Annotated in this window: 26 protein-coding genes and 1 pseudogene; 15 read left to right on the top strand and 12 right to left on the bottom strand. The window is 54.6% G+C overall.

Annotation, left to right across the window (positions count from 1 at the left end):
* Positions 1–35 precede the first annotated feature (35 nt).
* From waaA to coaD, 3 genes are read left to right on the top strand one after another with little or no spacing between them, the layout of a single operon-like run.
* Positions 36–1,310 (top strand): lipid IV(A) 3-deoxy-D-manno-octulosonic acid transferase, encoded by a 1,275-nt coding sequence (gene waaA, locus IB144_RS00720; RefSeq protein WP_002922499.1) that lies wholly within the window; start codon positions 36–38, stop codon positions 1,308–1,310.
* Positions 1,310–2,086, top strand: coding sequence for a glycosyltransferase family 2 protein (locus IB144_RS00715; RefSeq protein ID WP_040216449.1), 777 nt, complete (start codon positions 1,310–1,312; stop codon positions 2,084–2,086). The genes waaA and IB144_RS00715 overlap by 1 nt, the downstream gene beginning before the upstream one ends.
* A complete protein-coding gene (gene coaD, locus IB144_RS00710; RefSeq protein ID WP_002922501.1) occupies positions 2,083–2,562 on the top strand; it encodes a pantetheine-phosphate adenylyltransferase in 480 nt (159 codons plus the stop codon). The genes IB144_RS00715 and coaD overlap by 4 nt, the downstream gene beginning before the upstream one ends.
* Positions 2,563–2,750: 188 nt before the next feature.
* Here coaD and mutM read toward each other — a convergent pair whose 3' ends face one another.
* The 4 genes from mutM to radC all read right to left on the bottom strand — a co-directional run bounded on the left by mutM (position 2,751) and on the right by radC (position 5,002).
* The gene (gene mutM / locus IB144_RS00705; protein WP_004173907.1) at positions 2,751–3,560 is read right to left on the bottom strand and encodes a bifunctional DNA-formamidopyrimidine glycosylase/DNA-(apurinic or apyrimidinic site) lyase; all 810 of its coding nucleotides are present in this window, start codon (positions 3,558–3,560) and stop codon (positions 2,751–2,753) included.
* Between the two features lie 135 nt (positions 3,561–3,695).
* Positions 3,696–3,863, bottom strand: a complete 168-nt coding sequence (gene rpmG / locus IB144_RS00700; RefSeq protein ID WP_002922510.1) for a 50S ribosomal protein L33 — start codon at positions 3,861–3,863, stop codon at positions 3,696–3,698.
* A 20-nt stretch (positions 3,864–3,883) separates the two neighbouring features.
* Complete coding sequence (gene rpmB, locus IB144_RS00695) at positions 3,884–4,120, bottom strand: 50S ribosomal protein L28 (protein WP_000091955.1); 237 nt, start codon at positions 4,118–4,120, stop codon at positions 3,884–3,886.
* Between the two features lie 216 nt (positions 4,121–4,336).
* Positions 4,337–5,002 (bottom strand): DNA repair protein RadC, encoded by a 666-nt coding sequence (radC, locus tag IB144_RS00690; RefSeq protein ID WP_002922589.1) that lies wholly within the window; start codon positions 5,000–5,002, stop codon positions 4,337–4,339.
* Between the two features lie 172 nt (positions 5,003–5,174).
* Here radC and coaBC point away from each other — a divergent pair, with 172 nt between their 5' ends.
* The 3 genes from coaBC (at position 5,175) to slmA (ending at position 7,546) form a co-directional block, all read left to right on the top strand.
* Positions 5,175–6,389, top strand: coding sequence for a bifunctional phosphopantothenoylcysteine decarboxylase/phosphopantothenate--cysteine ligase CoaBC (coaBC, locus tag IB144_RS00685; protein WP_004188117.1), 1,215 nt, complete (start codon positions 5,175–5,177; stop codon positions 6,387–6,389).
* The gene (gene dut / locus IB144_RS00680; protein ID WP_004145270.1) at positions 6,367–6,825 is read left to right on the top strand and encodes a dUTP diphosphatase; all 459 of its coding nucleotides are present in this window, start codon (positions 6,367–6,369) and stop codon (positions 6,823–6,825) included. The genes coaBC and dut overlap by 23 nt, the downstream gene beginning before the upstream one ends.
* 124 nt (positions 6,826–6,949) lie before the next feature.
* On the top strand, positions 6,950–7,546 hold the full coding sequence (gene slmA / locus IB144_RS00675) for a nucleoid occlusion factor SlmA (RefSeq protein WP_002922598.1): 597 nt from the start codon (positions 6,950–6,952) through the stop codon (positions 7,544–7,546).
* A 47-nt stretch (positions 7,547–7,593) separates the two neighbouring features.
* On the opposite strand, the gene pyrE is transcribed toward slmA, so the two are convergent.
* The 5 genes from pyrE to IB144_RS00650 all read right to left on the bottom strand — a co-directional run bounded on the left by pyrE (position 7,594) and on the right by IB144_RS00650 (position 12,121).
* Positions 7,594–8,235, bottom strand: a complete 642-nt coding sequence (gene pyrE, locus IB144_RS00670) for an orotate phosphoribosyltransferase (RefSeq protein ID WP_004173904.1) — start codon at positions 8,233–8,235, stop codon at positions 7,594–7,596.
* 110 nt (positions 8,236–8,345) lie between these two features.
* On the bottom strand, positions 8,346–9,062 hold the full coding sequence (gene rph, locus IB144_RS00665; RefSeq protein ID WP_002922602.1) for a ribonuclease PH: 717 nt from the start codon (positions 9,060–9,062) through the stop codon (positions 8,346–8,348).
* 96 nt (positions 9,063–9,158) lie between these two features.
* Positions 9,159–10,298: an ABC transporter permease gene (locus IB144_RS00660; protein WP_015875241.1), complete on the bottom strand. Its 1,140-nt coding sequence runs from the start codon at positions 10,296–10,298 to the stop codon at positions 9,159–9,161.
* Positions 10,285–11,202 carry an ABC transporter ATP-binding protein gene (locus tag IB144_RS00655; RefSeq protein WP_004181533.1) on the bottom strand — a complete coding sequence of 306 codons (918 nt, stop codon included), beginning with the start codon at positions 11,200–11,202 and terminating at the stop codon, positions 10,285–10,287. The genes IB144_RS00660 and IB144_RS00655 overlap by 14 nt, the downstream gene beginning before the upstream one ends.
* Positions 11,195–12,121, bottom strand: coding sequence for an HlyD family efflux transporter periplasmic adaptor subunit (locus tag IB144_RS00650; protein ID WP_269465108.1), 927 nt, complete (start codon positions 12,119–12,121; stop codon positions 11,195–11,197). The genes IB144_RS00655 and IB144_RS00650 overlap by 8 nt, the downstream gene beginning before the upstream one ends.
* On the opposite strand from IB144_RS00650, the gene IB144_RS00645 reads away from it, so the two are divergent.
* Positions 12,081–12,212, top strand: a complete 132-nt coding sequence (locus IB144_RS00645) for a hypothetical protein (RefSeq protein WP_015959141.1) — start codon at positions 12,081–12,083, stop codon at positions 12,210–12,212. The genes IB144_RS00650 and IB144_RS00645 overlap by 41 nt on opposite strands.
* A 37-nt stretch (positions 12,213–12,249) precedes the next feature.
* On the opposite strand, the gene IB144_RS00640 is transcribed toward IB144_RS00645, so the two are convergent.
* Positions 12,250–13,950 (bottom strand): lysophospholipid acyltransferase family protein, encoded by a 1,701-nt coding sequence (locus IB144_RS00640; protein ID WP_046653155.1) that lies wholly within the window; start codon positions 13,948–13,950, stop codon positions 12,250–12,252.
* A 499-nt stretch (positions 13,951–14,449) separates the two neighbouring features.
* Between IB144_RS00640 and IB144_RS00635 the strand changes: the two genes are divergently transcribed.
* The 3 genes from IB144_RS00635 to IB144_RS00625 all read left to right on the top strand — a co-directional run bounded on the left by IB144_RS00635 (position 14,450) and on the right by IB144_RS00625 (position 17,303).
* Complete coding sequence (locus IB144_RS00635; protein ID WP_002922636.1) at positions 14,450–15,313, top strand: YicC/YloC family endoribonuclease; 864 nt, start codon at positions 14,450–14,452, stop codon at positions 15,311–15,313.
* Positions 15,314–15,495: 182 nt separating this feature from the next.
* Positions 15,496–16,242, top strand: a complete 747-nt coding sequence (locus tag IB144_RS00630; protein ID WP_046653133.1) for an isocitrate lyase/phosphoenolpyruvate mutase family protein — start codon at positions 15,496–15,498, stop codon at positions 16,240–16,242.
* 2 nt (positions 16,243–16,244) lie between these two features.
* Positions 16,245–17,303 (top strand): methylated-DNA--[protein]-cysteine S-methyltransferase, encoded by a 1,059-nt coding sequence (locus IB144_RS00625; protein ID WP_046653131.1) that lies wholly within the window; start codon positions 16,245–16,247, stop codon positions 17,301–17,303.
* 55 nt (positions 17,304–17,358) lie between these two features.
* On the opposite strand, the pseudogene IB144_RS00620 reads toward IB144_RS00625, so the two are convergent.
* Positions 17,359–18,609 (bottom strand): annotated as a pseudogene (locus IB144_RS00620) (chloride channel protein).
* A 275-nt stretch (positions 18,610–18,884) separates the two neighbouring features.
* Here IB144_RS00620 and IB144_RS00615 point away from each other — a divergent pair.
* Positions 18,885–19,502, top strand: coding sequence for a trimeric intracellular cation channel family protein (locus tag IB144_RS00615; protein WP_002922654.1), 618 nt, complete (start codon positions 18,885–18,887; stop codon positions 19,500–19,502).
* 5 nt (positions 19,503–19,507) lie between these two features.
* Here the strand turns inward: IB144_RS00615 and ligB are convergent, their stop codons facing one another.
* Complete coding sequence (gene ligB / locus IB144_RS00610; RefSeq protein WP_032418267.1) at positions 19,508–21,184, bottom strand: NAD-dependent DNA ligase LigB; 1,677 nt, start codon at positions 21,182–21,184, stop codon at positions 19,508–19,510.
* Positions 21,185–21,442: 258 nt separating this feature from the next.
* On the opposite strand from ligB, the gene gmk reads away from it, so the two are divergent.
* The 4 genes from gmk to trmH are packed head-to-tail and all read left to right on the top strand — an operon-like array spanning position 21,443 to position 25,229.
* Entirely contained in the window at positions 21,443–22,066 is a 624-nt protein-coding gene (gene gmk / locus IB144_RS00605; protein ID WP_002922664.1) for a guanylate kinase, read from the top strand.
* Between the two features lie 54 nt (positions 22,067–22,120).
* The gene (rpoZ, locus tag IB144_RS00600) at positions 22,121–22,396 is read left to right on the top strand and encodes a DNA-directed RNA polymerase subunit omega (RefSeq protein WP_000135058.1); all 276 of its coding nucleotides are present in this window, start codon (positions 22,121–22,123) and stop codon (positions 22,394–22,396) included.
* 18 nt (positions 22,397–22,414) lie between these two features.
* Positions 22,415–24,535, top strand: a complete 2,121-nt coding sequence (gene spoT, locus IB144_RS00595; protein WP_004150214.1) for a bifunctional GTP diphosphokinase/guanosine-3',5'-bis pyrophosphate 3'-pyrophosphohydrolase — start codon at positions 22,415–22,417, stop codon at positions 24,533–24,535.
* A gap of 4 nt (positions 24,536–24,539) precedes the next feature.
* Positions 24,540–25,229 carry a tRNA (guanosine(18)-2'-O)-methyltransferase TrmH gene (gene trmH / locus IB144_RS00590; protein ID WP_004181538.1) on the top strand — a complete coding sequence of 230 codons (690 nt, stop codon included), beginning with the start codon at positions 24,540–24,542 and terminating at the stop codon, positions 25,227–25,229.
* Positions 25,230–25,234 lie beyond the last annotated feature (5 nt).

The raw sequence follows: 25,234 nt of genomic DNA, 5'->3' as shown, positions 1-25,234 counted from the left end.
AATTTGCCCGCCAAAACAGAGAACGGATAAATAGTTTGGAATTGCTTTATACCACCCTACTTTACCTTATTCAGCCGCTGGTGTGGCTGCGGCTGCTGCTGCGCAGTCGTAAGGCTCCTGCCTATCGCAAACGCTGGGCGGAACGCTATGGCTTCTGTCAGAACAAGGTAGAGCCGGATGGCATTCTGCTGCACTCCGTTTCCGTCGGCGAGACCTTAGCCGCCATTCCGCTGGTCCGCGCCCTGCGCCACCGCTACCCTTCTCTGCCGATCACCGTCACCACCATGACGCCGACCGGCTCCGAGCGCGCCATGTCGGCGTTTGGCAAAGATGTTCATCACGTCTATCTGCCCTACGATCTGCCCGGCGCCATGAACCGCTTCCTGAACACCGTTCAGCCGAAGCTGGTGATCGTTATGGAGACCGAGCTGTGGCCGAATATGGTGGCCGCGCTGCATAAGCGTAAGATCCCGCTGGTGATCGCCAACGCGCGCCTGTCCGAACGTTCCGCCAAAGGCTATGCCAAACTGGGCGGCTTTATGCGCCGCCTGTTGAGCCGCATTACGCTTATCGCCGCGCAGAATGAAGAAGATGGTAACCGCTTCCTCTCTCTGGGGCTGAAGCGCAACCAGCTGGCGGTCACCGGCAGCCTGAAATTCGATATCTCCGTCACGCCAGAGCTGGCGGCCCGGGCGGTGACGCTGCGTCGGCAATGGGCACCGCACCGCAAGGTCTGGATTGCCACCAGCACCCACGACGGTGAAGAACAAATCATCCTCCAGGCGCATAAAAAACTGCTGGAGGCTTTCCCGAACCTGCTGCTGATCCTTGTTCCCCGCCATCCGGAGCGCTTCCCTGACGCCCGTGAGATGGTACAAAAGGCTGGGATGAGCTTTACTCTGCGCAGCACCGGCGAGATCCCCTCCTCCAGTACCCAGGTAGTCATTGGCGATACCATGGGCGAGCTGATGCTGCTCTACGGCATTGCCGACCTCGCCTTCGTCGGCGGCAGCCTGGTGGAGCGCGGCGGCCATAACCCGCTAGAGCCGGCGGCGCACGCCATTCCGGTGCTGATGGGTCCGCATACCTTCAACTTCAAAGATATCTGCGCCAAGCTGCAGCAGGACGATGGCCTGATCACCGTTACCGATGCCGATTCGCTGGTCAGGGAGGTGTCCACGCTCCTGACCGATGAAGATTACCGTCTGTGGTATGGCCGTCACGCGGTGGAAGTGCTGCATCAGAACCAGGGCGCGCTGTCGCGTCTGCTACAGTTACTGCAACCTTACCTGCCGCAGCGGAGTCATTAATGTCGAACCGGCTTTCCGTGGTGATGATCGCTAAAAACGCCGCCGACCTGCTGCCGGATTGTCTGGGCTCCGTTAGCTGGGCGGATGAAATTATCGTCCTCGACTCCGGCAGCACCGACAACACCGTTGAGCTGGCCCGCCGCCTCGGCGCCCAGGTCTATACCCATACCGACTGGCGAGGCTATGGCATTCAGCGCCAGCGCGCGCAGGATTACGCCACCGGCGACTGGGTGTTGATGATCGATACCGATGAGCGCGTCACGCCAGAACTCAGGCAGGCTATTCTTAAGGTACTGGACGCCCCCCAGCGCGGCGCCATCTACAGCATCGCCCGCCGTAACTATTTTCTCGGACGCTTTATGCGCCACAGCGGTTGGTATCCCGATCGCGTCCTGCGCCTGTACGAACGCGCCCGTTACCGCTATAACGATAATCTGGTCCATGAATCGCTGGATAGCCTGGGCGCCGAGGTTATTCCGCTGACCGGCGATCTCCTGCACCTGACCTGCCGCGACTTCGCTGGCTTCCAGCAAAAACAGCTGGCGTATGCCGCCGCGTGGGCGCTTGAGCGTCACCAGAAGGGCAAGAAGACCTCGATGGCAGGGATTTTCAGCCATACGCTGGGCGCGTTCCTCAAGACGTTGCTATTGCGCGGTGGGGTGCTGGACGGTAAACAGGGATGGTTACTGGCGATTGTCAACGCGCAGTATACGTTTACGAAATATACCGAGCTGTGGGCGCTGAGCCACGGCTACTCGGAGAAAGAGTCATCATGAGCACAAAAGCGATCTATCCGGGTACCTTCGACCCCATCACCAACGGTCATATCGATATTGTCACCCGCGCGGCAAGTATGTTCGATAAAGTGGTGCTGGCTATCGCCGCCAGCCCGAGTAAAAAGCCGATGTTCAGCCTTGATGAGCGCATTGCGCTGGCAGAGCAGGCGACGGCCCACCTGGTGAACGTGGAGGTTATCGGCTTCAGTGATTTGATGGCCAATTTCGCGCGCGCGCAGCAGGCCAATATCCTGATCCGCGGCCTGCGGGCGGTGGCGGATTTCGAGTATGAGATGCAGCTGGCTCATATGAACCGCCACCTGATGCCCACCCTTGAGAGCGTGTTTCTGATGCCGTGCAAAGAGTGGTCGTTTATCTCTTCCTCACTGGTGAAGGAAGTGGCGCGCCACCAGGGCGACGTTTCTCACTTTCTGCCAGCTAATGTGCATCAGGCGCTGTTGAATAAGCTGAAGTAACGCATCTGCCGGGACATGAGCCATATTGGCTGGCGCAGCACTGCGCCGCTGGGTCATTCACACCGGCTCTGTCCCGGTCTTTGTGCCAGATGGCGCTACGCTGACCTGGACTACAAACGCCCCCGGCCCACCAGATGCGCACCCGCAGGCCCGCTGACCTGGCCGACAAACATTCCTGTTCCTGAGAACTACTTCTGGCACTGACGACAATAAAAGGTCGCCCGCTGGGCATGTTTGGTCCCGACGACCGGCGTGCCGCAGATCCGGCAGGGTTCGCCCTTGCGGCCATAGACCTGTAGCTCCTGGGCGAAGTAGCCCGGCTTGCCATCGCTTTGCAGGAAATCCTTTAACGTGGTGCCGCCCTGCTCTATCGAACGCAGCAGGACCAGCTTAATCACCTTCACCAGCTGCTCACACTCTTCCCGCGACAGCGAGGACGCCAGCCGGTCAGGATGGATCCCGGCGGAGAACAGCGATTCACTGGCGTAGATATTCCCCACGCCCACCACCAGCTTGTTATCCATCAGCCAGGGTTTGATCGCGGTTTTCTTCTTCGCGCATTTTTGCTGGAGATAGTCGGCGTTGAACGCGTCGCTGAGCGGCTCCGGGCCAAGATGGGCCAGTACCGGATGGCCTTCCAGCGTTCTGGTCCACAACCAGGCGCCAAAGCGGCGTGGATCGGTGTAGCGCAACACCTTGCCGTTACTCATGACCAGGTCAACGTGATCGTGTTTTTCAGCAGGCAGCTCTTCGCTCAGGATGCGCAGGCTCCCCGACATCCCAAGATGGACGATGATCCAGCCGTCCGGCAGCTCCAGAAGCAGGTATTTGGCGCGGCGACGCACGCTGAGAACCGGAACGTCGCTCAGGCGATAGATCTCTTCGGAAACCGGCCAGCGCAGCCGTCCGTTGCGCACGACGGCGTGCAGAATGGTTGCGCCAACCAGGTGCGGCTCGATGCCGCGGCGGCTGGTTTCAACCTCTGGTAATTCAGGCATGATTTTCCTCCGTTTACCCGACGTATTGTGCTTCACGGACAGGTGACTGAAAAGGGAGTATGTGAAAGCAACATGGGGGAGTTTTAAAAACAAAAAACCCCGCCGAAGCGGGGTTTTTATACAAGGAGGCTAAAATTATTTGATTTTAGCTTCTTTGTAGATAACGTGCTGACGTACAACCGGATCGTACTTTTTCAGTTCCATTTTTTCCGGTTTGGTACGTTTGTTCTTCGTGGTGGTGTAGAAGTGACCAGTACCAGCGGAAGAAACCAGCTTGATTTTCTCACGAATACCTTTAGCCATGATTTATTTCCTCTAAGTACTTAGTACTTTTCGCCACGGGCACGCAGTTCAGCCAGAACTGTATCGATGCCTTTCTTATCGATTACACGCATACCTTTAGCAGATACGCGCAGGGTGACAAAACGCTTCTCACTCTCAACCCAGAAACGGTGAGAGTGCAGGTTCGGCAGGAAACGGCGTTTAGTCGCGTTCAGTGCGTGGGAACGGTTGTTACCGGTCACCGGACGCTTGCCAGTAACTTGGCAGACTCGGGACATGTCTATTCTCCAAAAATCAAATTAGCTCGAGCTTCGTATGGGGTATTGGCGCCTCGTCAGGCTTTACAGCCTGGTCATCGCAGTTCAATGTGAACTCTCGACTGCCAGGCCCAAATGCCAAACCCGAGATTCTCAAAGGTGGCGTAGTATACGCTGACTCGGCGATGTGCTCAAGTCCCGAACAGACAAAGATCCCGAAGGATCGCCTGTTCGGGGCTAAATCCAGCCACGTTCGGCAAAAGATACATACGCACCGCGGCCGATAACCAGATGATCAAGCACGCGTATCTCCATGAATCTACAACATTTTATCACCCTTTCGGTAATCAGTCTGTCGGCCTGACTTGGCTCCGGGCTACCGGAGGGATGATTATGCGCAAGGATCACGGCGGCGGCGTTCACTTTGATGGCTTCGCGTACAATTTCTCGCGGATGCACCTCAACGTGGCTAAGAGTACCAGAAAAAAGACGACTATGTTTCAACACCCGGTTCTGATTATCTAAAAAGATCACCATAAAGATCTCGCGCTCCTCTTCCGTCAGCTGGCTTTGTAAAAACTCGCGCGTCATCGAGGGGGTGACCAGCGCGGCCTCCTCGACCAGCTGCGAGCTAAAATAGCGTCGCGCCAGCTCGGCAATGCCCTTCAGTTGCGCATATTTCGCCAGCCCCAGTCCGTCCACAGCAATCAGTTGCGCTTTATCAGCGGAAAGCAGAGCGTAGAGTGAGCCAAAACGCTGCAGTAACGCCTGGGCATAGCTGAGCACATCCTGACGACGCGTGCCGACGCGCAGAAAAAGCGCCAGCAGCTCAACATCCGTTAGCGTTTCGATGCCGTACTGCAGCATCTTCTCCCGTGGCATCAGATTTTCCATTCCGTCCATGCGCCCTCCTGGGTGAATCAGCCTATCCTGGCACAGCCTGACGGCGCTGCCGACCCGCCGATTTTCACCCTGCGTAGCCGCTCGCAAAGTGAATGCCCGGCAGAGGCACGACGGCGGCAGGATTGTGATAAGATGCGCGGATTCTGGTCTACGGCAACAGGAAGACATCATGATGACTCTGGCGGGTAAAAAAATCGTCCTGGGCGTCAGCGGCGGCATCGCGGCGTATAAAACCCCGGAACTGGTGCGCCGGCTGCGTGAACGCGGCGCGGAAGTGCGTGTCGCGATGACGGAGGCGGCAAAAGCGTTCATCACCCCACTCAGCCTGCAGGCGGTATCCGGCTATCCGGTTTCCGACAGCCTGCTCGATCCGGCGGCGGAAGCGGCAATGGGCCATATTGAGCTCGGTAAATGGGCCGACCTGGTGATCCTCGCCCCAGCGACCGCCGATTTAATCGCTCGCGTGGCGGCCGGCATGGCCAACGATCTGGTGTCGACGATCTGTCTTGCCACCCCATCCCCGGTTGCCGTGGTGCCCGCCATGAACCAGCAGATGTATCGCGCGCAGGCCACCCAGCATAATCTGCAGACGCTCGCTACCCGCGGGCTGCTGCTATGGGGACCAGACAGCGGTAGCCAGGCCTGCGGCGACGTCGGCCCGGGGAGAATGCTCGATCCGTTAACTATCGTAGACATGGCCGCGCAGCATTTCGCCTCCCCTGTCAAAGATTTGCAACATCTCAACCTCATGATTACCGCGGGCCCGACCCGTGAGCCATTGGATCCGGTGCGTTATATCACCAACCACAGCTCTGGCAAGATGGGCTTCGCGATTGCCGCCGCCGCAGCGCAGCGGGGCGCGAATGTGACCTTGATCAGCGGGCCGGTATCGCTACCGACCCCGCCGTTTGTGCAGCGCATTGATGTCACTACCGCGCTGGAGATGGAAGCGGCCGTCCAGGCTGGCGCCCAGCAGCAGCACATTTTTATTGGCTGCGCCGCAGTAGCGGATTACCGCGCCGCCGTCATCGCCGAAGATAAAATAAAAAAACAAGGTGATGAATTAACAATAAAAATGGTTAAAAACCCGGATATCGTGGCCGGGGTCGCGGCGCTAAAATCACATCGCCCCTACGTCGTTGGGTTTGCCGCCGAAACGAATAATGTGGAAGAATATGCGCGGCAAAAACGTGCCCGCAAGAACCTCGACCTGATTTGCGCCAACGATGTTTCCCAGCCTAATCAGGGCTTTAACAGCGACAGCAACGCACTACACCTTTTCTGGCAGGATGGGGAAAAGCGCTTACCACTTGAGCGCAAGGAACTCCTGGGCCAATTATTACTCGACGAGATCGTGACCCGTTATGATGAAAAAAATCGACGTTAAGATTCTGGACCCGCGTGTCGGCCAGCAATTTCCGCTGCCGACCTATGCCACCTCCGGCTCCGCCGGACTTGACCTGCGAGCCTGTCTCGACGACGCCGTAGAGCTGGCGCCGGGCGCAACCACGCTGTTGCCGACCGGCCTTGCGATTCATATCGCCGATCCCTCTCTGGCGGCGGTGATCCTGCCGCGCTCCGGCCTGGGTCATAAGCATGGCGTAGTCCTGGGCAACCTGGTGGGCCTTATCGACTCCGATTACCAGGGGCAGCTGATGGTGTCCGTCTGGAACCGCGGTCAGCAGAGCTTTATTATCGAGCCGGGCGAACGTATCGCACAGATGGTCTTTGTGCCGGTCGTTCAGGCGGAATTTAACCTGGTGGAATCCTTCGATGCCACCGACCGCGGCGAAGGCGGCTTCGGTCACTCAGGGCGTAAATAAGCCCAGCAACACGGAATCTGCATCCCAACGCGCATAACGCAATAACATTACCGCAAGCCCTGGTTTGCGGTCGCGTTGTGGATGTCTGCCTGACAAGTGCTTATTTTCAGGGGTATTTTAAAACATGGCAGAAAAGCAAACTGCGAAACGGAATCGTCGCGAAGAAATACTTCAATCTCTGGCGCTGATGCTGGAATCCAGCGATGGTAGTCAGCGTATTACCACCGCGAAACTGGCGGCTTCCGTCGGCGTCTCTGAAGCCGCGCTGTATCGCCATTTTCCCAGCAAAACCCGCATGTTTGACAGCCTGATCGAGTTCATTGAAGACAGTCTGATTACGCGCATCAATTTGATTTTGAAAGATGAAAAGGACACCACCGCGCGTCTGCGCCTGATCGTTCTGTTGATTCTTGGCTTTGGCGAGCGTAATCCTGGGCTGACGCGTATCCTCACCGGGCACGCGCTGATGTTCGAACAGGACCGGCTTCAGGGTCGCATCAACCAGCTTTTTGAGCGCATCGAAGCGCAGCTACGCCAGGTGATGCGCGAGAAAAAAATGCGCGAAGGCGAAGGCTACACCCTCGACGAAACCCTGCTGGCCAGCCAGCTGCTGGCTTTCTGCGAGGGCATGCTGTCGCGCTTTGTGCGCAGCGAGTTCAAATATCGTCCGACGGATGATTTCGACGCCCGCTGGCCGCTGGTCGCCGCACAGCTGCAGTAATCTTCTTCTGAGATGCCCGGTAGCGTGACGCTTACCGGGCGTATGTCTTAGACGCCGTAGGCTTCACGATAGGCGCGAACTGACGCCAGGTGTTCCGCCATCTCCGGCTTTTCTTCCAGGTAAGCGATCAGCTCTTTCAGAGTGATGATTGAGATAACCTGGCAGCCGTAATCCCGCTCCACTTCCTGAATGGCGGAGATCTCGCCGCGGCCGCGTTCCTGACGATCCAGGGAGATCAGAACGCCCGCCAGCTGCGCGCCCTGGGCCTGGATAATCTCCATGGATTCGCGAATCGCCGTACCGGCGGTGATCACGTCATCCACCAGCATTACCCGGCCCTGCAGCGGGCTACCGACCAGATTGCCGCCTTCGCCATGGGTTTTTGCCTCTTTGCGGTTAAAGCAGTAAGGCAGATCGCGGTCATGATGCTCGGCTAACGCCACCGCGGTGGTGGTGGCGATTGGGATTCCTTTGTAGGCCGGGCCAAACAGCAGGTCAAACTCAATTCCGGAATCCACCAGCGCCTCGGCATAAAAACGGCCCAGCAGAGCCAGATCGCGCCCGGTGTTAAACAGGCCGGCGTTGAAGAAATAGGGGCTCTTGCGCCCGGATTTCAGCGTGAATTCGCCAAACTTAAGAACCTGCTTGCTAAGCGCAAACTCAATAAACTGGCGCTGATACGGCTTCATGGATTCGCTCCTTTGGTACTTTTCATCATTGTCAGACTGCGCGCTCCCCTTCGCAGGTGTGATGAAGGATAAAGCGCAAAAAAAAGGCGACTTCTCAGTCGCCTTAATCATTAATTTTCTAACGCCGCCTTCTGCGTCGTGATAATGGACTCGATCCCCCCTCGGGCTAACGCCAGGAGAGTGAGGAGTTCTTCATGGGTAAACGGCTCACCTTCCGCAGTGCCCTGCACCTCAATAATACGGCCATCTTCGGTCATCACCACGTTCATGTCGGTCTCCGCGGCGGAGTCTTCGATGTACTCCAGATCGCAGATGGCTTCGCCATTTACGATACCGACGGAGACCGCGGCCACCATCCCTTTCATCGGATTGGTTTTCAGCTTGCCGGCGGCGACCAGCTTATTCAGCGCATCGGCCAGCGCCACGCAGGCACCGGTAATGGAGGCAGTGCGGGTGCCGCCGTCGGCCTGCAGTACATCGCAGTCGAGAGTAATCGTGAATTCGCCCAGCGCTTTCAGGTCAACCGCTGCGCGCAGCGCGCGGGCAATCAGGCGCTGAATTTCCATCGTCCGGCCGCCCTGCTTGCCTTTTGCCGCTTCACGCGCGTTACGCGTGTGCGTAGAACGCGGCAGCATGCCGTATTCAGCGGTGATCCAGCCCTGGCCCTGGCCTTTCAGGAAACGCGGAACGCCTTCGTCAATAGAGGCAGTGCACAGCACTTTGGTATCACCGAATTCGACCAGCACGGAGCCTTCAGCGTGTTTTGTGTAATTACGGGTCAGGGTGACGGGACGCACCTGATTAGCGCTACGGCCTGCTGGACGCATGATAGAAATCTCCGGCTTGAAACGAATGTGAGGGCGCATTATACGAATTTCATGGCAAAAAGCCTATGCCCACTCCAGCCGGACGCGCCGATAATGTCAGTCCAGCGTTTTACGATAAGATTTCAACCCCACACCAATGACAATCACCGCCAGGCCTATCAGCGGCAAGAGGTCAGGCAACAATGCCATTGCTGAATAGCCTTTCAGCATAATGCCCTTAACCAGGCGGATGAAGTAGGTCAGCGGTAAACAGGAGCCAATGGCTTTCGCCCAGTCTGGCATACTAATAAAGGGGCTGACAAATCCGGACAGCATAAGTGAAGGGATGAAATAAAATGACGACATTTGCAGCGCCTGCAGCTGGTTTTGTGCTAAGCCAGAAATACCGATACCAATTGACAGACAAAGAAAGACATAAATTAACAGCACAAAAAATAGTAGGAAGACGCTACCGTGAAGGGGGATATCGAACAACAAAACGGCGGCAATCAGGATTAACGTCGCCTGAAACAGACCAATGATAACAAAAGGCGTTATTTTCCCAATAATGACCTCAAGCCCGGACAACGGAGAGACCAGTAAATTTTCTAACGCCCCGTTTTCTCGCTCGCGGGTAATAGACAGGGCGGTCATCAGGATTAACGTTGTACTGAGTATAGACCCCATAATACCGGGAATAGTATTAAACTGGGTTATCCCCTCAGGGTTAAACATGCGATGAATGATAAGCTCGAAATCATCCTCTTTTTGCACCACACGCATGTCGCCCGGCAAATCGTGCTGAAACATCGACTTCGCCACCTGCACAAGGGCGCTGAGCGCATTCCCCGTGGTGATCGGATCGATGGCATCCCCCTGAATCAATAGTTGTGGCTTTTCTCCACGCAGTAACTTGCGCGTAAACCCTTCAGGGATCGTCACGATAAAAGTGACATCCCCCCGCACAAAGGCTTTCTGCGCCGCCTCTTCTGAATCGACAGGAATCATCGAAAAATACCCGGTATTTTGCGCTTCCGTCACAAAGATTTGACTCATGCGTTCGGTATCATAATTTAGTAAGGCGGTCGGAAGATTATGCGGATCCATATTGATGGCATAGCCAAGAATGATCAGCTGAAAAAGAGGTGTCAGGAGCACCATACTGATGCTGACTTTATCACGGCGTAGCTCGTGAATTTCCTTAATAACCACGCCAATCCACCGCGTAACGGAGAAGCTAAAATTAATTTTTTTCACAATTATTTTTCATCAAGTAGGTAAATGCATCTTCCAGATTGGTATCCACCTTACAGAACTCATAACCCTGTTGCGTAAAGGCAAAAAGCGCGGATTTTAACTTCGCTTCATCTCTGGATGTAATATAAAGCTGATTGCCAAAAATGACCGTTTGCTCAATATCCGGCAAGCGCTGTAGCTGGCTTTCAAGCAGCGTCAGACCGGCGCCGCTGGTTCGCATGGTGATCAAATTCTGGGAGGCGATAATCGACGCAATAGTGCCATTCGCCAGCAGCCGACCATAAGAGAGATAGGCAACCTTATGGCAGCGCTCAGCCTCATCCATATAATGCGTGCTCACCAGTATCGAGATCCCCCGGTCAGAGAGCTGGTGCAGCATTTGCCAGAACTCTCGCCGCGCCTTGGGATCCACGCCAGCAGTCGGCTCATCCAGAAATAGCAAAACAGGTTCATGCAACATACAGGCGGCGAGGGCCATTCTTTGCTTCCAGCCCCCAGAAAGCTCCTTAGCCAGCTGGTGCTGTCGGGCAGTGAGGCCTAACTCAGAAAGCGCACGTTCAACCCGCTCTCTACGCCGATCGAGGCTATATAACCGCGCAATAAAAAGTAAGTTTTCCCGAATAGTTAAATTTCCCCACATTGAGAAATACTGGGTCATGTAGCCTATCTTTTTTTTTATTTTTTCCCGCTGCGTAAAGATATCCATACCCAGACAAGTACCTTCACCGGAATCCGGCGTAATCAAACCACACATCATTCGAATCGATGTCGTTTTTCCGCTACCGTTCGGACCGAGAAAACCATAGATCTCGCCTTTTGCCACCTGTAAAGAGAAATCCTTTACGACGTGATGCTCGCCAAAATGTTTATTGAGATTTTTTACATCAATACAAAGATTATTCATCGCCAATAATCTCCACATCAAACGGTTGGCCGATTTTCATCCGCCCTGCCTGCTGCAGCGCAGGGATAGCCTCCGCCATAAAAATGAGCTTCTCACGACGTTTCGTACTATAAATAACTGGAGGCGTAAACTCGGCCTCAGGGCTGATATAGTTAATAATGCCAGCAATGGGCTCAGCGCAACCATCGCATATAAGTTTTACCTTAGATCCGATTTTAAATTTACCGAGCTTCGCTTCGGGTATAAAGAAGCGTACTTTTATATTCTCAGGAGGTAACAGACTGATTATTGGTTTACCAGCAGAAGGGCGCTCCCCGGCACGATAAATAATATCGAAGACCTTAGCATTGACCGGAGAAACAATCGTCGTTTGCTGGACATCCCACAGCGCCTTATCCCGTTCGAGTTTTGCCGCGGCCACCATTGAGCGCTGCTTGCTAATCTCATCCTGCCGGGCAGGGAGTTGCCGTGCTTTGAGTTGATTAATTAACTCTTCAACCTGTGCGCCTTTTTGAGTTAATTCATCCCGGATATCCTCCCATTCCGCAAGCGATATGGCATGATTGGCGTAAAGATTACGATATCGCCCAAGCTGCCGCTTTACCTGAGATTCTGCCGATTGTGCTTTTTTAATCTGCGAACGTATAATATCCAGCTCTTCAGGCCGTTCGCCAGATTCCAGATTTCGTAATAGAGCGCTCTCTGCTGATAGCTTTTCCTCAGCGCGCAGGAAAATATTTTGCGCATCGAAGGACTCAATCTTCACTAACTCCTGTCCTGCGGCGACGTTATCTCCTTTATTGATCAAGATCCGTTCTATTTTTTCATTACCAGAATATGAAAGGTATACAAATTCTCCATGTGAATAACCGGATAACATGTTATCTGGTTTGTTATCACACCCGGTGAGTATCAGCACCGATATCAATATAATAAATACATTTATTGGCTTTCGCATTAAAACGCATCCATACGCATATCATTTCCCTTATCACTACGGTCTGGATTGAGGCACGCTCGCTCCAGGACCGGACAATCATCGTCAGTTTAATCTCTTAAATAATGCTTAACGTAGCTTTCATTCAATTTATCTATAGAGCTCAGATTTAACCCAGCTATCGAATTAAAAGAATCATCTTTTGTGAATGCAAGAATCGACGATCCGCCCGGGGAGAACCATTTAGCACTCTGTTTAAAAGGCCAGGGAAGTTCATAACCTTCTTCTCTCAGCAGGTGATTAAGCATGCTCCAGTCTGCTCTAAAATCTTCGCCACAAAATGGAGTATCATCCTGTACATTTTCGGCAGTGAACAATGCTATCGGCGTACAAAAATCAGCTGTCGAGGAAAAGTATATATTATAGAAACTGATGATGAGTTTCTGTACTTTTTCAGGAAAAGTTCCAGGAATGGTCAGCACACCCAGCAAGTATTTATAGTCCGGATATCTTTTTATAAAGTCAAATATCCCTTGCCATAAATAATCAAGCACCTTACTTTTTTGATAAGGTTTCTGAATAAAGCCGCGGCCAATTTCCACACACTTCTCTAAACAGGAATAGGCATTATCATGGTATTTAAACAAGCTGTTGCTATAGAGGCCTGTTACACCATGCTGGGCCAGCTGCTCGCCAACGGGCATAACACGATATGCTCCCAGGATTTCCACATCAGAAGGATCCCATAAAATGATATGATAATAACTTTCATCAAAAACATCGTTATCTCGGTCGTTACCAGTTCCGGCACCAATATCGCGATAACAGCGTTCGCGTAAGCGCCCTAACTCATCAATAATGGGTGAGGTTCGGTTAGTATTACAGCGATATATCACTAGTTTTCTACCGTCTTCAAACTGCCTTAATATTTCGCACTCCTCTATTGCGCTAATTAGCTCCTCTTTACATGGTTCTAATTCTTGCGGCGCAATCGTATCTAATATAGCCGGGCCATTCTTCGCTATACTCTGGAGGTGCGTCAAACATACATTTGCCGCGGCAGAAAGATCTTTATTGTATTCTTTAAACGAGGATAAGGCTATTTGCTGTCCTATATTGATTTTCATGGTCTTGCCATGATGGCGGAGAGCTTCACGAATAACCATCATATTCGACAGTTGCCGCCAGAATGTTGCAGTAAGATAATAAATCTTACTGTTTGCTCCCGTAATATGAATTGGTACCAATGCTGCATTATTTCTCATAGCAAGCTGTAAAAAACCGGGGTTCCACTTATGCTCCTGTAACCCGGAAAGAGACCAGTTAGCCAGCTTACCCGCAGGACATATAATCAATACGCCTCCTTTTCGCAGGTGATCGTTCATCTCGCGGAATTTTTTATGGCTCATCTTACCGGCCATATTCTCAATTCCAATGGTAAGTTCCGATACCTGGGGGAATATAATTGGCAAAACGTGATTAGCTATTATTTTTATATCACTCCTGACTCGGGAGACCGTATGTATTAAGCTAAGTCCATCGATAACCGTCGGATGATTTGAAATAACAACCGTAGCCCCATGCCCAGGTATGTTGTTAAGTTGGTGGTGTTCGCTTTCACATTTCAACTCAAGGAGTTCAACAACTGCATTAACCCACTCGACCCCATTTTTATTAACGAGTCGCTCGTTATATATTAAGCGAGAAAATACCTTATTGCCAAATGCCGTCCTGAACAGCCATTTTTTCCAAAAAGGTATGGTTGTATTTGGAAAAAATTCCCTTACGACTCTGTCAAAGATAGCGTCCATATTAAAATCCTTTTTATAGAACTCATCTTAAACGACTATACTAGCGTTCTTTCAGTCGGACAATACCGCATAAAACTTAAAAAGGCCAAAACAAAACAATTAGATATAATTAATACAACAGTATTCTCACCATAAATACAATCACCAAAGTTTTAATAAATTTATAGTAATCAATGCAAAAAAAACATACATAATGCTTAAAGGTAATACCCTATCTCATTTCTGGTGGTTATACTTCCTAAAACTCACAGAATAGCTTTTCTGGCGGTATATGCATTTGTACAAAGGCATCCGAATTCCATGCCCGCATCTAATATCAGAAAATATTAACTACGGATTCCCATAATATATAACCCCACCTACAGCCCCTGGCGAAAATAACTTTGCAGCGATATCCCTTAAAACAATCGTCCTTGAAGTATTTCATCACTATTCCTGTTAAGTCACCGCCCGCACGGCTATAATCCTTGCATTCATTATTACGAAAACAGGAACGCCTATGATCCGCAGTATGACCGCCTATGCCCGCCGTGAAATCAAGGGTGACTGGGGTAGCGCCGCATGGGAGCTGCGCTCGGTAAACCAGCGCTATCTGGAAACGTACTTCCGCCTGCCGGAGCAGTTCCGTAGTCTGGAGCCCGTGGTACGCGAGCGCATTCGCGCCCGCCTGACTCGCGGTAAAGTCGAATGCACCTTGCGTTTTGAACAAGATCCCAGCGCTCAGGGTGAACTCATCCTCAACGAAAAGCTGGCTAAACAGCTGGTAAACGCTGCCAACTGGGTGAAAATGCAGAGCGATGAAGGGGAAATCAACCCGGTTGATATCCTGCGCTGGCCGGGCGTGATGGCCGCCAAAGAGCAGGATCTCGACGCCATCGCCGCCGACATTCTGGCCGCTCTTGACGGCGCGCTGGACGACTTCATCGTCGCCCGCGAAACGGAAGGCCAGGCCCTGAAAGCGCTTATCGAGCAGCGGCTTGAAGGCGTGAGCGGCGAAGTGGCGAAAGTTCGCGCTCATATGCCGGAAATTCTCCAGTGGCAGCGCGAGCGTCTGGTCGCCAAGCTGGAAGATGCGGAAGTGCAGCTGGAAAATAACCGCCTTGAGCAAGAGCTGGTGCTGATGGCGCAGCGTATCGACGTTGCCGAAGAACTGGACCGTCTCGAAGCGCACGTTAAAGAGACCTATAACATTCTGAAGAAGAAAGAAGCTGTGGGTCGCCGTCTCGACTTTATGATGCAGGAGTTCAACCGTGAATCGAACACCCTGGCGTCAAAATCGATTAACGCCGAGGTGACCAACTCCGCGATTGAGCTGAAGGTACTCATCGAGCAAATGCGTGAGCAAATCCAGAATATCGAGTAACGCTTTCTCGTTTGTTAATGTATTTCGGTATCCAGGGCCATGATAAATCATGGCCTTTTTATTTATCTCTCTCACGGGCGAATGATAAGAATCTACTTATAAAAAATAGTCGTCCAGTTTTCGGTTGTGGCAAATAAGCACAACGCGGCACAGTCAGGAAAACACTACCGCGAGAGAAAAGAATGGACTTTAATGCGCTTCACCAGCAAAACCAACCTTTGTTGCTTGCCAATATCTGGGATGCCAGCAGCGCTCAGGCTGCTCAGCAGGCTGGTTATCAGGCGCTGGGATCCTCCAGCGCTGCTATCGCCGCAATGTTAGGGTATGAAGATGGCGAAGAGATGAGTTTTGACGAGCTGTTTTATGTCGTCTCACGCATCAAAACCGTTAGCGAACTGCCGTTAAGCGTCGATTTAGAGGCGGGCTACGGCGCGACAACCAGCCACATCATTGACAATATCCGGCGTCTGGCGCATCTCGGCGTGAGTGGAATAAATCTCGAGGATAGTCATGTGGTGGATGGTACGCGTCGTCTTGACGATGCGGAGCGCTTTGCCGTCAAACTGCAGGAAATAACCCGCGCCTGTCCCGGTCTGTTTGTTAATGTCCGCACCGATACCTTTCTTCTCAACGTACAAGATGCGCTGGTTCAGACGCTCTATCGCGGTCAACTCTACGCCAAACACGGCGCATGCGGTTTTTTTGTGCCTTGCGTCACCCGCGCGGAGGATATTACCGCCATCGTTCACCACGTGCCTTTACCCTTAAACGTAATGTGTATGCCTGAGCTGGCTGACTTCAGCACCTTATCGACACTGGGCGTAAAACGAATTTCGATGGGCAATTTTATTTATGCTGCGACGCAGGCCAGACTGAAAGACTTATTATGTCAGGTGCAAACCCAACACTCTTTCTCAGGTGTTTTTTGACCATGAAAATTACCGACAGCATGCAGTGCGATATCTGGTATCAGGCGCTGCTTGAACGCGCGGTGGAATTCACCGGCGTTTTTTTCGTCGGCGTGAAAACCACCGGCGTATTTTGTATCTCGGTCTGTCGGGCGCGAAAACCCCGGCGGGAAAACGTCGAATTTTATAATGACTTTAAATCCGCGCTGGATGCCGGCTTCCGGCCATGCAAAGTCTGTCGCCCGACGGAGAATGCCCGGACGGCCCCCGCCTTTGTTGAACAAGCGCTCCGCCTGCTGCGAGAAGCTCCAAAGGTCCGCCTCAGCGATAGCGAGCTACGTCAGCACGATATTAGCCCGGAACGCGTTCGCCGCTGGTTCCTGCAAAACCACGGGATCACCTTTCAGGCTTTTCAACGGATGCAGCGTTTGAATATGGCGCTTCAGGAACTAAAAGCAGGCCGCTCAACTACCGATGTCGCTTTCGATAGCGGTTACGAGTCCTTAAGCGGCTTCGGCTATACCTGCAAAAAATTGACCGGTTTCGTACCCAGCGCACAACGCCAGGTTGTTTTAATTCATCGTTTTACCACCCCGTTAGGGCCAATGTTTGTTTGTGCAACGCAACGGGGAATTTGTCTGCTGGAGTTTGTCGACAGACGAGCGCTGGAGTCAGAATTCAGCGACCTGCAGCGGCGGTTCAACGCCAGCATCATCGCAGGTGAAAATGCCCACACCAGGCAGGCGCAACAGGAAATAACGGAGTATTTCGCCGGACAGCGTCAATCGTTCGAGGTGGCGCTTGATACCCCAGGCAGCGAGTTCCAGCGAGCGGTCTGGCGCCGTTTACAGCACGTTAGCTTCGGTGAGACGACGCATTATCAATCGATTGCGATGGAGATAGGTAAACCAACGGCCACGCGCGCGGTGGCTGCTGCAAACGGCGCTAACCGCGTCGCGATTATCATCCCGTGCCATCGAATTATCGGCAAAGATGGTTCGATGACCGGTTACGGCGGCGGCATTGCACGAAAAATATGGCTTATTAACCATGAGGCAACCATCAGGGAAAAACGCGGCTGATTTTACTTTCAGGATCAACGGGCCCCTCCCTGACTTTCACCGCGGCTCGGTAAGCCTATTTTTTATCCAGCACCCGGCAGGTTAAAAACGCCCCTGCCGCGCACAGCAGCGCTGGAGCCAGATAGCTGTGATCCATGTGGGTAAACTCCATCACCAGCGCCACCGCGGTCAGCGGCATCTGCATGGAGGCGGCGAGAAACGCGGCCGCCCCCACCACAGCGAAGCTGCTTTTATCACCGCCAGGGAAGCCGAGCTGCCAGAGCGCGCAGAGCAGCAGGCTGACCAATCCGCCCACCGCCAGCCCTGGGGTTAACAATCCACCCTCCGCGCCGCCGCGCAGCACCGCCAGAATCACCACCATCTTCAATACTAACAGGACAGCGACCATGGAGAGAGGCAGCCCGTCGCTGAGCGCCAGCTGCATTGGACCCTTGCCATTACCCGGAAGCTCGGGGAAATAAAGACTCAGGATGGCAAGAAGAGAAAACCCCAGCAGACAGAACACCGGCATCTGCCAGTTACTTCGCGCGCGTGAACGCGCCGCGCTGGTCGCTTTGCGAAAGAGTCAGGCGCCGGTGCCAAGAATCGGGCCCGCCAGAATCGCCCACCAGAGAAAGGTGTGCGGAAGTGCGCTGGAAACAAAATGGTATTGCGATTCATCCCCTAACCCCAGGGTGGCCGTCCAGGCGGCAATCGCCGAGGTCATCATCGCCGCCAGCGTTTTTTCCCAGCTAAACGACAGCAGCATGACCTCAAGGCTGAACAACGCCCCGGCCAGCGGGACGTTATAGACCGCCGCCAGACCTGCGCCCGCCCCACAGGCAATCAGCGTGCGGGTTTCATCTTCCAGCAGGCGCAGCTTACGCGCCACCATCCCCGCCCCCAGCGCGCCCATTTCCCGGGGCGCCACCTCGCGGCCAAGCGGGGAGCCCAGCGCTACGGTGACGATCTGCAGCAGCGCGTGGATCGTCGTGGTGCCCGCGGGCATGGGTGCGCAGGGGTTGGCCACCGCCGCCGCAATAGAAACCCGCCTCCGCCCGTAGCGACCAAGCAGCCACCAGCCAAATCCGGCGACGGCGCCGCCGGCCACGATTGCCACGATGCGGCGTGGCCAGGACGACTCCGTGACGCCCTGTAAAAATGACACCGAACCGACGATCTGCCCGTAACTGTAACCAAAAGCCAGGTGCTGAATCGCGTGTAAAATTAGTGCCAAAACCATGCCGGACAGACCGGCCAGAATCCCGGTTAATACCACGGCTATCAGGCGGATCAGATGATTTTTATTCCCGGCGGCGACGCTCATTTTCTCAGGCCTTGAAAAGGAAAAATAAAAGAATAAAGGACGAGACTTAAACATTGCGTAATCATAGTGTTTTCGATAGTGATACCCATCGCTTCACTTAGCATTACTTTTTCTAATCAATAAAAATCCCTAAAAAATCAATAAACCTTTAAATCAAGCCATCACAGATACTATTTCCATTAATTTTTCCTGGCGTAAATGATTCGCTTTAGAAAATCTCAATCGTGATCCTGCGCACAAATCGTTAACCTGCCCGCCATTACCTGGGGGGATCTATGCTGCTTCATGTTCTGTATTTAATCGGTATCACCGCGGAAGCCATGACCGGCGCACTGGCTGCCGGGCGCCGGCGGATGGATACGTTTGGCGTCATCATTATCGCCACTGCGACCGCGCTGGGCGGGGGTTCCGTTCGCGATATCCTGCTGGGGCACTATCCTCTTGGTTGGGTGAAGCATCCCGAATATGTCATCATTGTCGCCGTCGCCGCCGTCCTCACGACCATTGCCGCTCCGGTGATGCCGCACCTTCGTCGGCTGTTTCTGGTGCTGGACGCGCTGGGGCTGATCGTGTTTTCTATCATCGGCGCGCAGATCGCCCTGGACATGGGCGAAGGCCCGGTTATCGCCTCTATTGCCGCCGTGATCACCGGTGTCTTCGGCGGCGTACTGCGCGATATGTTCTGCAAACGCATTCCGCTGGTCTTCCAGAAAGAGCTGTATGCCGGGATCTCCTTTGCCGCAGCCGTACTCTATATTGCTCTGCAACATTACGTCAGCAGCCACGATGTGGTGGTGCTGGCTACACTGCTGTTCGGCTTTACCGCCCGCATGCTGGCGCTGCGCTGGAAACTGGGGCTACCGGTCTTCCACTACACCCATGACGCCCACTAACCGCCTTAAAATCCGGGGATGCGCTGCCCGCTAAGCCATTGCGCCAGCGCCACCACGTCCTGATGGTGCAGGAAAGCCACCAGCTGGCGGGCTCTGATCTCCCCCACGCCCGGCAGCGTGCGCCATTGCGCTTCACTTTTTGCCGCCAGCAAATGCCAGTTCTCGCTTTCGAGCTGCGCCAGCGCCCCCTGCGGCACCGGGATCCCCATCGCCAGCACCCAGCGGATAAAAGGTCGTTTGCGAACGAGATCAAACTGATGCCAGAGGTGCTGCCCGCGGGCGGCGGAAATCCCTGGCACCGCCTGCAGCTGCTCAACGGTAAGCGCCAGCCAGGAAAAGATATGCGTCATTGGGTTTTGCTGCTGAATGACGCGCCATAAATTTTCCCCCACGCCATCGACATTCAGGGCGGACTTTGATGACAACCAGATCAGCCTGGAAAGAAACTGTTCGCTGCACTCAGGGGTGGCGAAATAGCAGGTTAGCGCATTAAATTTCGCCGGCGGCGGCGTCGGTTTATGGCGCTCGGCCGTCCGCCAGACGACGGCGTCGACCCGAGGAATACCCTGCCCTGCCAGACTGATCTGCAGCTGATCGCCAACCCCAATATCCAGCATCTGCCAGCGGGACACAGAGCCAACGTTAACCCGCTGCACGCGTTTATCATCCAGCCGCTGGGGCTCAAGCTCGGCCACCACGTTGAGTCTGCCGCTGCGGCCGGTACTGAAACGGATCGCCCGTACCTGCATCACCCGCGATGCCGGAGGATATTTCCAGGCTGCCAGCCACTCGCCCTTTCCGGGCGACCAGACTCGCCCCGGCGGCTCGCGTCCTTCGCGCACAATCACACCGTCGCTGACGAAGGGCAGCGGCGAGCGATACCAGCGCTGGCGCCACTGCGCCACCTGCTCGATGCGCGACACCGGATGGGTATATTGTCCGCTGTACTTAAACCCCGCCTGCGCCAGCAGCTGCTGACGACGGCGCATATCGGACGGACCGTCTGGCCAGGCCCAGATAAAGACGTCCAGTTGGCTGAGCGCCGCCGCCGCGTCGGCTCGCATCATCAACCCGGCGACTTTCGCCCGCGCATTCATCCCCCCGGCCTGCTGCTGGACATGGCCGTCCCGGCGCAGAAACAGTTCCCCCTGCAGTACGCTGTCGGCCAGTTCACCGGTCATCACTTTCGCCAGCGCCGGGATCTGCCGCGCTCGGGCGGTCCATGCCTCACCGCGTAGACCATCGCCGCGGCTAATGGCCTGAACCAGACGCCCCTGGCGATAAACGAGAGTCACCGCCACGCCGTCCACTTTAGGCTGTATCCACAGGTCGGATTTATTTTTCATCCAGCGGGCAACGCTGTCCTCATCCGCCAGCTTGCGCACGCCGGTATGGGCCACCGGATGACGCGCATCGCCGGTGGGCGGAGGCAGATCGTCATCCTCAGGCGTCGCGCCCGGAAAGCATTGTCGCCACTGCGCCAGGCGCAGGGTGAGCTGGTCGTAAACGTCATCGCTCACTCCGCTGGCGCCCTGCCGCCAGTAAGCCTCTTTCCAGGCGACAATTTGCTGATGAAGGCGTGATGTCTCCTGCCTTCCTCTGGCCGGCGGCCAGTCCGGACACGTCGCCAGCACGCTGGCAGAGAACATCCCTAACGCCAGCCACCACCCTCCTTTACGCATTGCAGTCCCCTCCTCCATCACCTCGCGGAGAGTCTGCTGCAGAATGCCGCGAGCCGCGACGGAAGCTTTTTCGCCTTGCGAAGCGCCTTCCAGGATTTACGCCTCATTGCAGCAACGGCTGGCGAATTCAGGAAAACGGCAGGCAAAATGAAAGAAACAGCGGCAAAAAGTGTGACAATGACTGCGTCACGCCGCGGCGACGTGTATAATAGGCTCGTATGTAGGACCTCTTTCGATAACCACATACAAAAGACACTCATGGCTCAAGGCACGCTTTATATTGTTTCCGCCCCTAGCGGCGCGGGTAAATCCAGCCTGATTCAGGCTTTATTAAAAACCCAACCGTTGTATGACACCCAGGTATCGGTCTCCCATACCACGCGGGCGCCGCGTCCGGGTGAAGTGCACGGCGAACACTATTTCTTCGTGAATCACGACGAATTCCGCTCGATGATTGGCGAAAACGCGTTTCTGGAACATGCAGAGGTCTTTGGCAACTATTACGGCACGTCGCGTAAAGCGATCGAGCAGGTGCTGGCGACCGGCGTCGATGTCTTCCTCGATATCGACTGGCAAGGCGCGCAGCAGATCCGTAAAAGCATGCCCGGCGCGCGCAGTATTTTTATTCTGCCGCCGTCAAAAGATGAACTGGACCGTCGCCTGCGCGGCCGCGGCCAGGACAGCGAAGAGGTGATCGCGAAACGGATGGCCCAGGCCGTTGCGGAAATGAGCCATTACGCGGAATATGATTACCTGATTGTGAACGATGATTTTGACACCGCCCTGAGCGACCTGAAAAATATCATCCGCGCTGAACGTCTGCGCATGAGCCGCCAAAAGCAGCGACATGGCGCTTTAATCACCAAACTATTGGCAGACTGAACCCACATTCAGTATCATGCCCAGTCATTTCTTCACCTGTGGAGCATTTTAAGTATGGCACGCGTAACTGTTCAGGACGCTGTAGAGAAAATTGGTAACCGTTTTGACCTGGTACTGGTCGCCGCGCGTCGCGCTCGTCAGATGCAGGTTGGCGGAAAGGATCCGCTGGTACCGGAAGAAAACGATAAAACCACCGTTATCGCACTGCGCGAAATCGAAGAAGGTCTGATCAACAACCAGATCCTCGACGTACGTGAGCGCCAGGAACAGCAAGAGCAGGAAGCCGCTGAATTACAAGCCGTTACCGCGATTGCTGAAGGTCGTCGTTAATCACACAGCGGGTCGCCCTTGTATCTGTTTGAAAGCCTGAATCAGCTGATTCAAAACTACCTGCCGGAAGACCAGATTAAGCGTCTGCGGCAGGCGTATCTCGTTGCACGTGACGCTCACGAGGGTCAGACACGTTCAAGCGGTGAACCCTATATCACGCACCCGGTCGCGGTAGCCTGCATTCTGGCCGAGATGAAGCTCGACTATGAAACGCTGATGGCCGCGCTGCTGCATGATGTGATTGAAGATACCCCCGCCACCTACCAGGACATGGAACAGCTTTTTGGTAAAAGCGTCGCCGAGCTGGTAGAGGGGGTGTCGAAACTTGATAAGCTCAAGTTCCGCGATAAGAAAGAGGCGCAGGCCGAAAACTTTCGCAAAATGATCATGGCGATGGTGCAGGACATCCGCGTCATCCTCATCAAACTTGCCGACCGCACCCACAACATGCGTACTCTGGGCTCGCTGCGCCCGGATAAACGCCGCCGCATCGCCCGCGAAACGCTGGAAATTTACAGCCCGCTGGCGCACCGTTTAGGTATCCATCACATCAAAACCGAGCTCGAAGAGCTGGGCTTTGAAGCGCTGTACCCTAACCGCTACCGCGTCATTAAAGAGGTGGTCAAAGCGGCGCGCGGCAACCGTAAGGAGATGATTCAAAAGATCCTCTCCGAAATCGAAGGGCGTTTACAGGAAGCGGGGATCCCCTGCCGCGTCAGCGGTCGCGAGAAGCATCTATACTCCATCTACTGTAAAATGGTGCTCAAAGAGCAACGTTTTCACTCGATCATGGATATCTACGCCTTCCGCGTTATCGTCCATGATGCTGATATCTGCTATCGCGTGCTCGGCCAGATGCACAGCCTCTACAAACCGCGTCCGGGTCGTTTTAAAGACTATATCGCCATTCCGAAAGCTAACGGCTATCAGTCTTTGCACACCTCGATGATCGGCCCCCACGGCGTCCCGGTCGAGGTACAAATTCGTACCGAAGACATGGACCAGATGGCGGAGATGGGGGTAGCGGCGCACTGGGCTTATAAAGAGCACGGCGGCGAAAGCAGCACCACCGCGCAGATCCGCGCTCAGCGCTGGATGCAAAGCCTGCTGGAGCTGCAGCAGAGCGCCGGTAGCTCGTTTGAATTTATCGAGAGCGTAAAATCCGATCTGTTCCCCGATGAGATTTACGTTTTCACCCCGGAAGGGCGCATTGTCGAACTGCCTGCCGGCGCCACGCCGGTGGACTTCGCCTACGCGGTGCATACCGATATCGGTCATGCCTGCGTCGGCGCGCGCGTCGACCGTCAGCCCTATCCGCTGTCGCAGCCGCTCTCCAGCGGTCAGACTGTCGAAATTATCACCGCGCCGGGCGCTCGCCCGAACGCCGCCTGGCTGAACTTTGTCGTCAGCTCGAAAGCGCGCGCCAAGATCCGTCAGCTGCTGAAAAACCTTAAGCGCGACGATTCGGTCAGCCTTGGCCGTCGTCTGCTCAATCACGCGCTGGGCGGAAGCCGCAAACTTGCCGAGATCCCACCGGAGAATATCCAGCGCGAACTCGATCGCATGAAGCTGGCCTCGCTTGACGATCTGCTGGCAGAGATCGGTCTGGGCAACGCCATGAGCGTCGTGGTGGCAAAAAACCTGCAGCAGGGCGAAGCCGCTGCGGCGCCGGTACCGGCTAACGCGTCGAACCACGGTCATCTGCCAATCAAAGGCGCCGATGGCGTGTTGATCACCTTCGCCAAGTGCTGTCGTCCAATTCCAGGTGACCCGATTATCGCCCACGTCAGCCCGGGTAAAGGGTTGGTTATCCACCATGAATCCTGTCGTAACATTCGCGGCTACCAGAAAGAGCCGGAGAAATTTATGGCGGTTGAGTGGGATAAAGAGACCGCTCAGGAGTTCATCACCGAAATCAAGGTGGACATGTTTAACCACCAGGGCGCGCTGGCTAACCTGACGGCGGCGATCAACACCGCGTCTTCCAATATCCAGAGCCTGAATACGGAAGAGAAAGATGGCCGCGTATACAGCGCCTTTATCCGCCTGACCGCGCGCGACCGCGTGCATCTGGCGAATATCATGCGCAAAATCCGCGTCATGCCGGACGTGATTAAAGTCACCCGTAACCGAAACTAGCTTTATGAACTCAAAGCGCTACGAGCGTATCTGCGAGATGCTCGCCAGGCGTCAGCCTGACCTGACGGTCTGCATGGAGCAGGTCCATAAGCCTCATAACGTCTCTGCGGTCATCCGGACCGCAGATGCCGTTGGCGTACACGAAGTGCATGCCGTCTGGCCGAGCAGCCGGATGCGTACCATGGCCTCCGCCGCCGCGGGCAGCAACAGCTGGGTGCAGGTTAAAACCCACCGCACTATCGCAGATGCCGTCGGCCACCTGAAAGGTCAGGGCATGCAAATTCTCGCCACTCACCTTTCCGACAAAGCCATCGATTTTCGTGAAATCGACTATACGCGTCCAACCTGCATCCTGATGGGCCAGGAGAAAACCGGCATCACCCAGGAAGCGCTGGCGCTGGCCGATCAGGACATCATTATCCCGATGATCGGCATGGTGCAGTCGCTGAACGTTTCCGTCGCCTCGGCGCTGATCCTCTACGAGGCGCAGCGCCAGCGGCAGAATGCCGGGATGTACCAACGCGCCAACAGCATGCTGCCGCCGCAAGAGCAGCAGCGCCTGCTGTTCGAAGGCGGCTATCCGGTGCTGGCCCGCGTCGCCAGACAAAAAGGTCTGCCTTACCCCCACGTTAACGAGCAGGGCGAAGTGGAAGCCGATGCCGCGTGGTGGGCTACCATGCAGGCTGCGAGGTAAACCCA

It is taken from the genome of Klebsiella sp. K4, assembly GCF_014596785.2.
Lineage (GTDB): Bacteria > Pseudomonadota > Gammaproteobacteria > Enterobacterales > Enterobacteriaceae > Klebsiella > Klebsiella pneumoniae.
The sequence above is the reverse complement of the archived record's forward strand: the minus strand, read 5'-3'. Positions and strand labels throughout refer to the sequence as shown.

Bases quoted from the DNA above. Each gene is read 5' to 3' on its own strand.
- IB144_RS00715 (WP_040216449.1), top strand. From the start codon at position 1,310: ATGTCGAACCGGCTTTCCGTGGTGATGATCGCTAAAAACGCCGCCGAC.
- coaD (WP_002922501.1), top strand. From the start codon at position 2,083: ATGAGCACAAAAGCGATCTATCCGGGTACCTTCGACCCCATCACCAAC.
- mutM (WP_004173907.1), bottom strand. From the start codon at position 3,560: ATGCCTGAATTACCAGAGGTTGAAACCAGCCGCCGCGGCATCGAGCCG.
- rpmG (WP_002922510.1), bottom strand. From the start codon at position 3,863: ATGGCTAAAGGTATTCGTGAGAAAATCAAGCTGGTTTCTTCCGCTGGT.
- rpmB (WP_000091955.1), bottom strand. From the start codon at position 4,120: ATGTCCCGAGTCTGCCAAGTTACTGGCAAGCGTCCGGTGACCGGTAAC.
- radC (WP_002922589.1), bottom strand. From the start codon at position 5,002: ATGGACGGAATGGAAAATCTGATGCCACGGGAGAAGATGCTGCAGTAC.
- coaBC (WP_004188117.1), top strand. From the start codon at position 5,175: ATGACTCTGGCGGGTAAAAAAATCGTCCTGGGCGTCAGCGGCGGCATC.
- dut (WP_004145270.1), top strand. From the start codon at position 6,367: ATGATGAAAAAAATCGACGTTAAGATTCTGGACCCGCGTGTCGGCCAG.
- slmA (WP_002922598.1), top strand. From the start codon at position 6,950: ATGGCAGAAAAGCAAACTGCGAAACGGAATCGTCGCGAAGAAATACTT.
- pyrE (WP_004173904.1), bottom strand. From the start codon at position 8,235: ATGAAGCCGTATCAGCGCCAGTTTATTGAGTTTGCGCTTAGCAAGCAG.
- rph (WP_002922602.1), bottom strand. From the start codon at position 9,062: ATGCGTCCAGCAGGCCGTAGCGCTAATCAGGTGCGTCCCGTCACCCTG.
- IB144_RS00655 (WP_004181533.1), bottom strand. From the start codon at position 11,202: ATGAATAATCTTTGTATTGATGTAAAAAATCTCAATAAACATTTTGGC.
- IB144_RS00645 (WP_015959141.1), top strand. From the start codon at position 12,081: ATGTTATCTGGTTTGTTATCACACCCGGTGAGTATCAGCACCGATATC.
- IB144_RS00640 (WP_046653155.1), bottom strand. From the start codon at position 13,950: ATGGACGCTATCTTTGACAGAGTCGTAAGGGAATTTTTTCCAAATACA.
- IB144_RS00635 (WP_002922636.1), top strand. From the start codon at position 14,450: ATGATCCGCAGTATGACCGCCTATGCCCGCCGTGAAATCAAGGGTGAC.
- IB144_RS00630 (WP_046653133.1), top strand. From the start codon at position 15,496: ATGGACTTTAATGCGCTTCACCAGCAAAACCAACCTTTGTTGCTTGCC.
- IB144_RS00625 (WP_046653131.1), top strand. From the start codon at position 16,245: ATGAAAATTACCGACAGCATGCAGTGCGATATCTGGTATCAGGCGCTG.
- IB144_RS00615 (WP_002922654.1), top strand. From the start codon at position 18,885: ATGCTGCTTCATGTTCTGTATTTAATCGGTATCACCGCGGAAGCCATG.
- ligB (WP_032418267.1), bottom strand. From the start codon at position 21,184: ATGCGTAAAGGAGGGTGGTGGCTGGCGTTAGGGATGTTCTCTGCCAGC.
- gmk (WP_002922664.1), top strand. From the start codon at position 21,443: ATGGCTCAAGGCACGCTTTATATTGTTTCCGCCCCTAGCGGCGCGGGT.
- rpoZ (WP_000135058.1), top strand. From the start codon at position 22,121: ATGGCACGCGTAACTGTTCAGGACGCTGTAGAGAAAATTGGTAACCGT.
- trmH (WP_004181538.1), top strand. From the start codon at position 24,540: ATGAACTCAAAGCGCTACGAGCGTATCTGCGAGATGCTCGCCAGGCGT.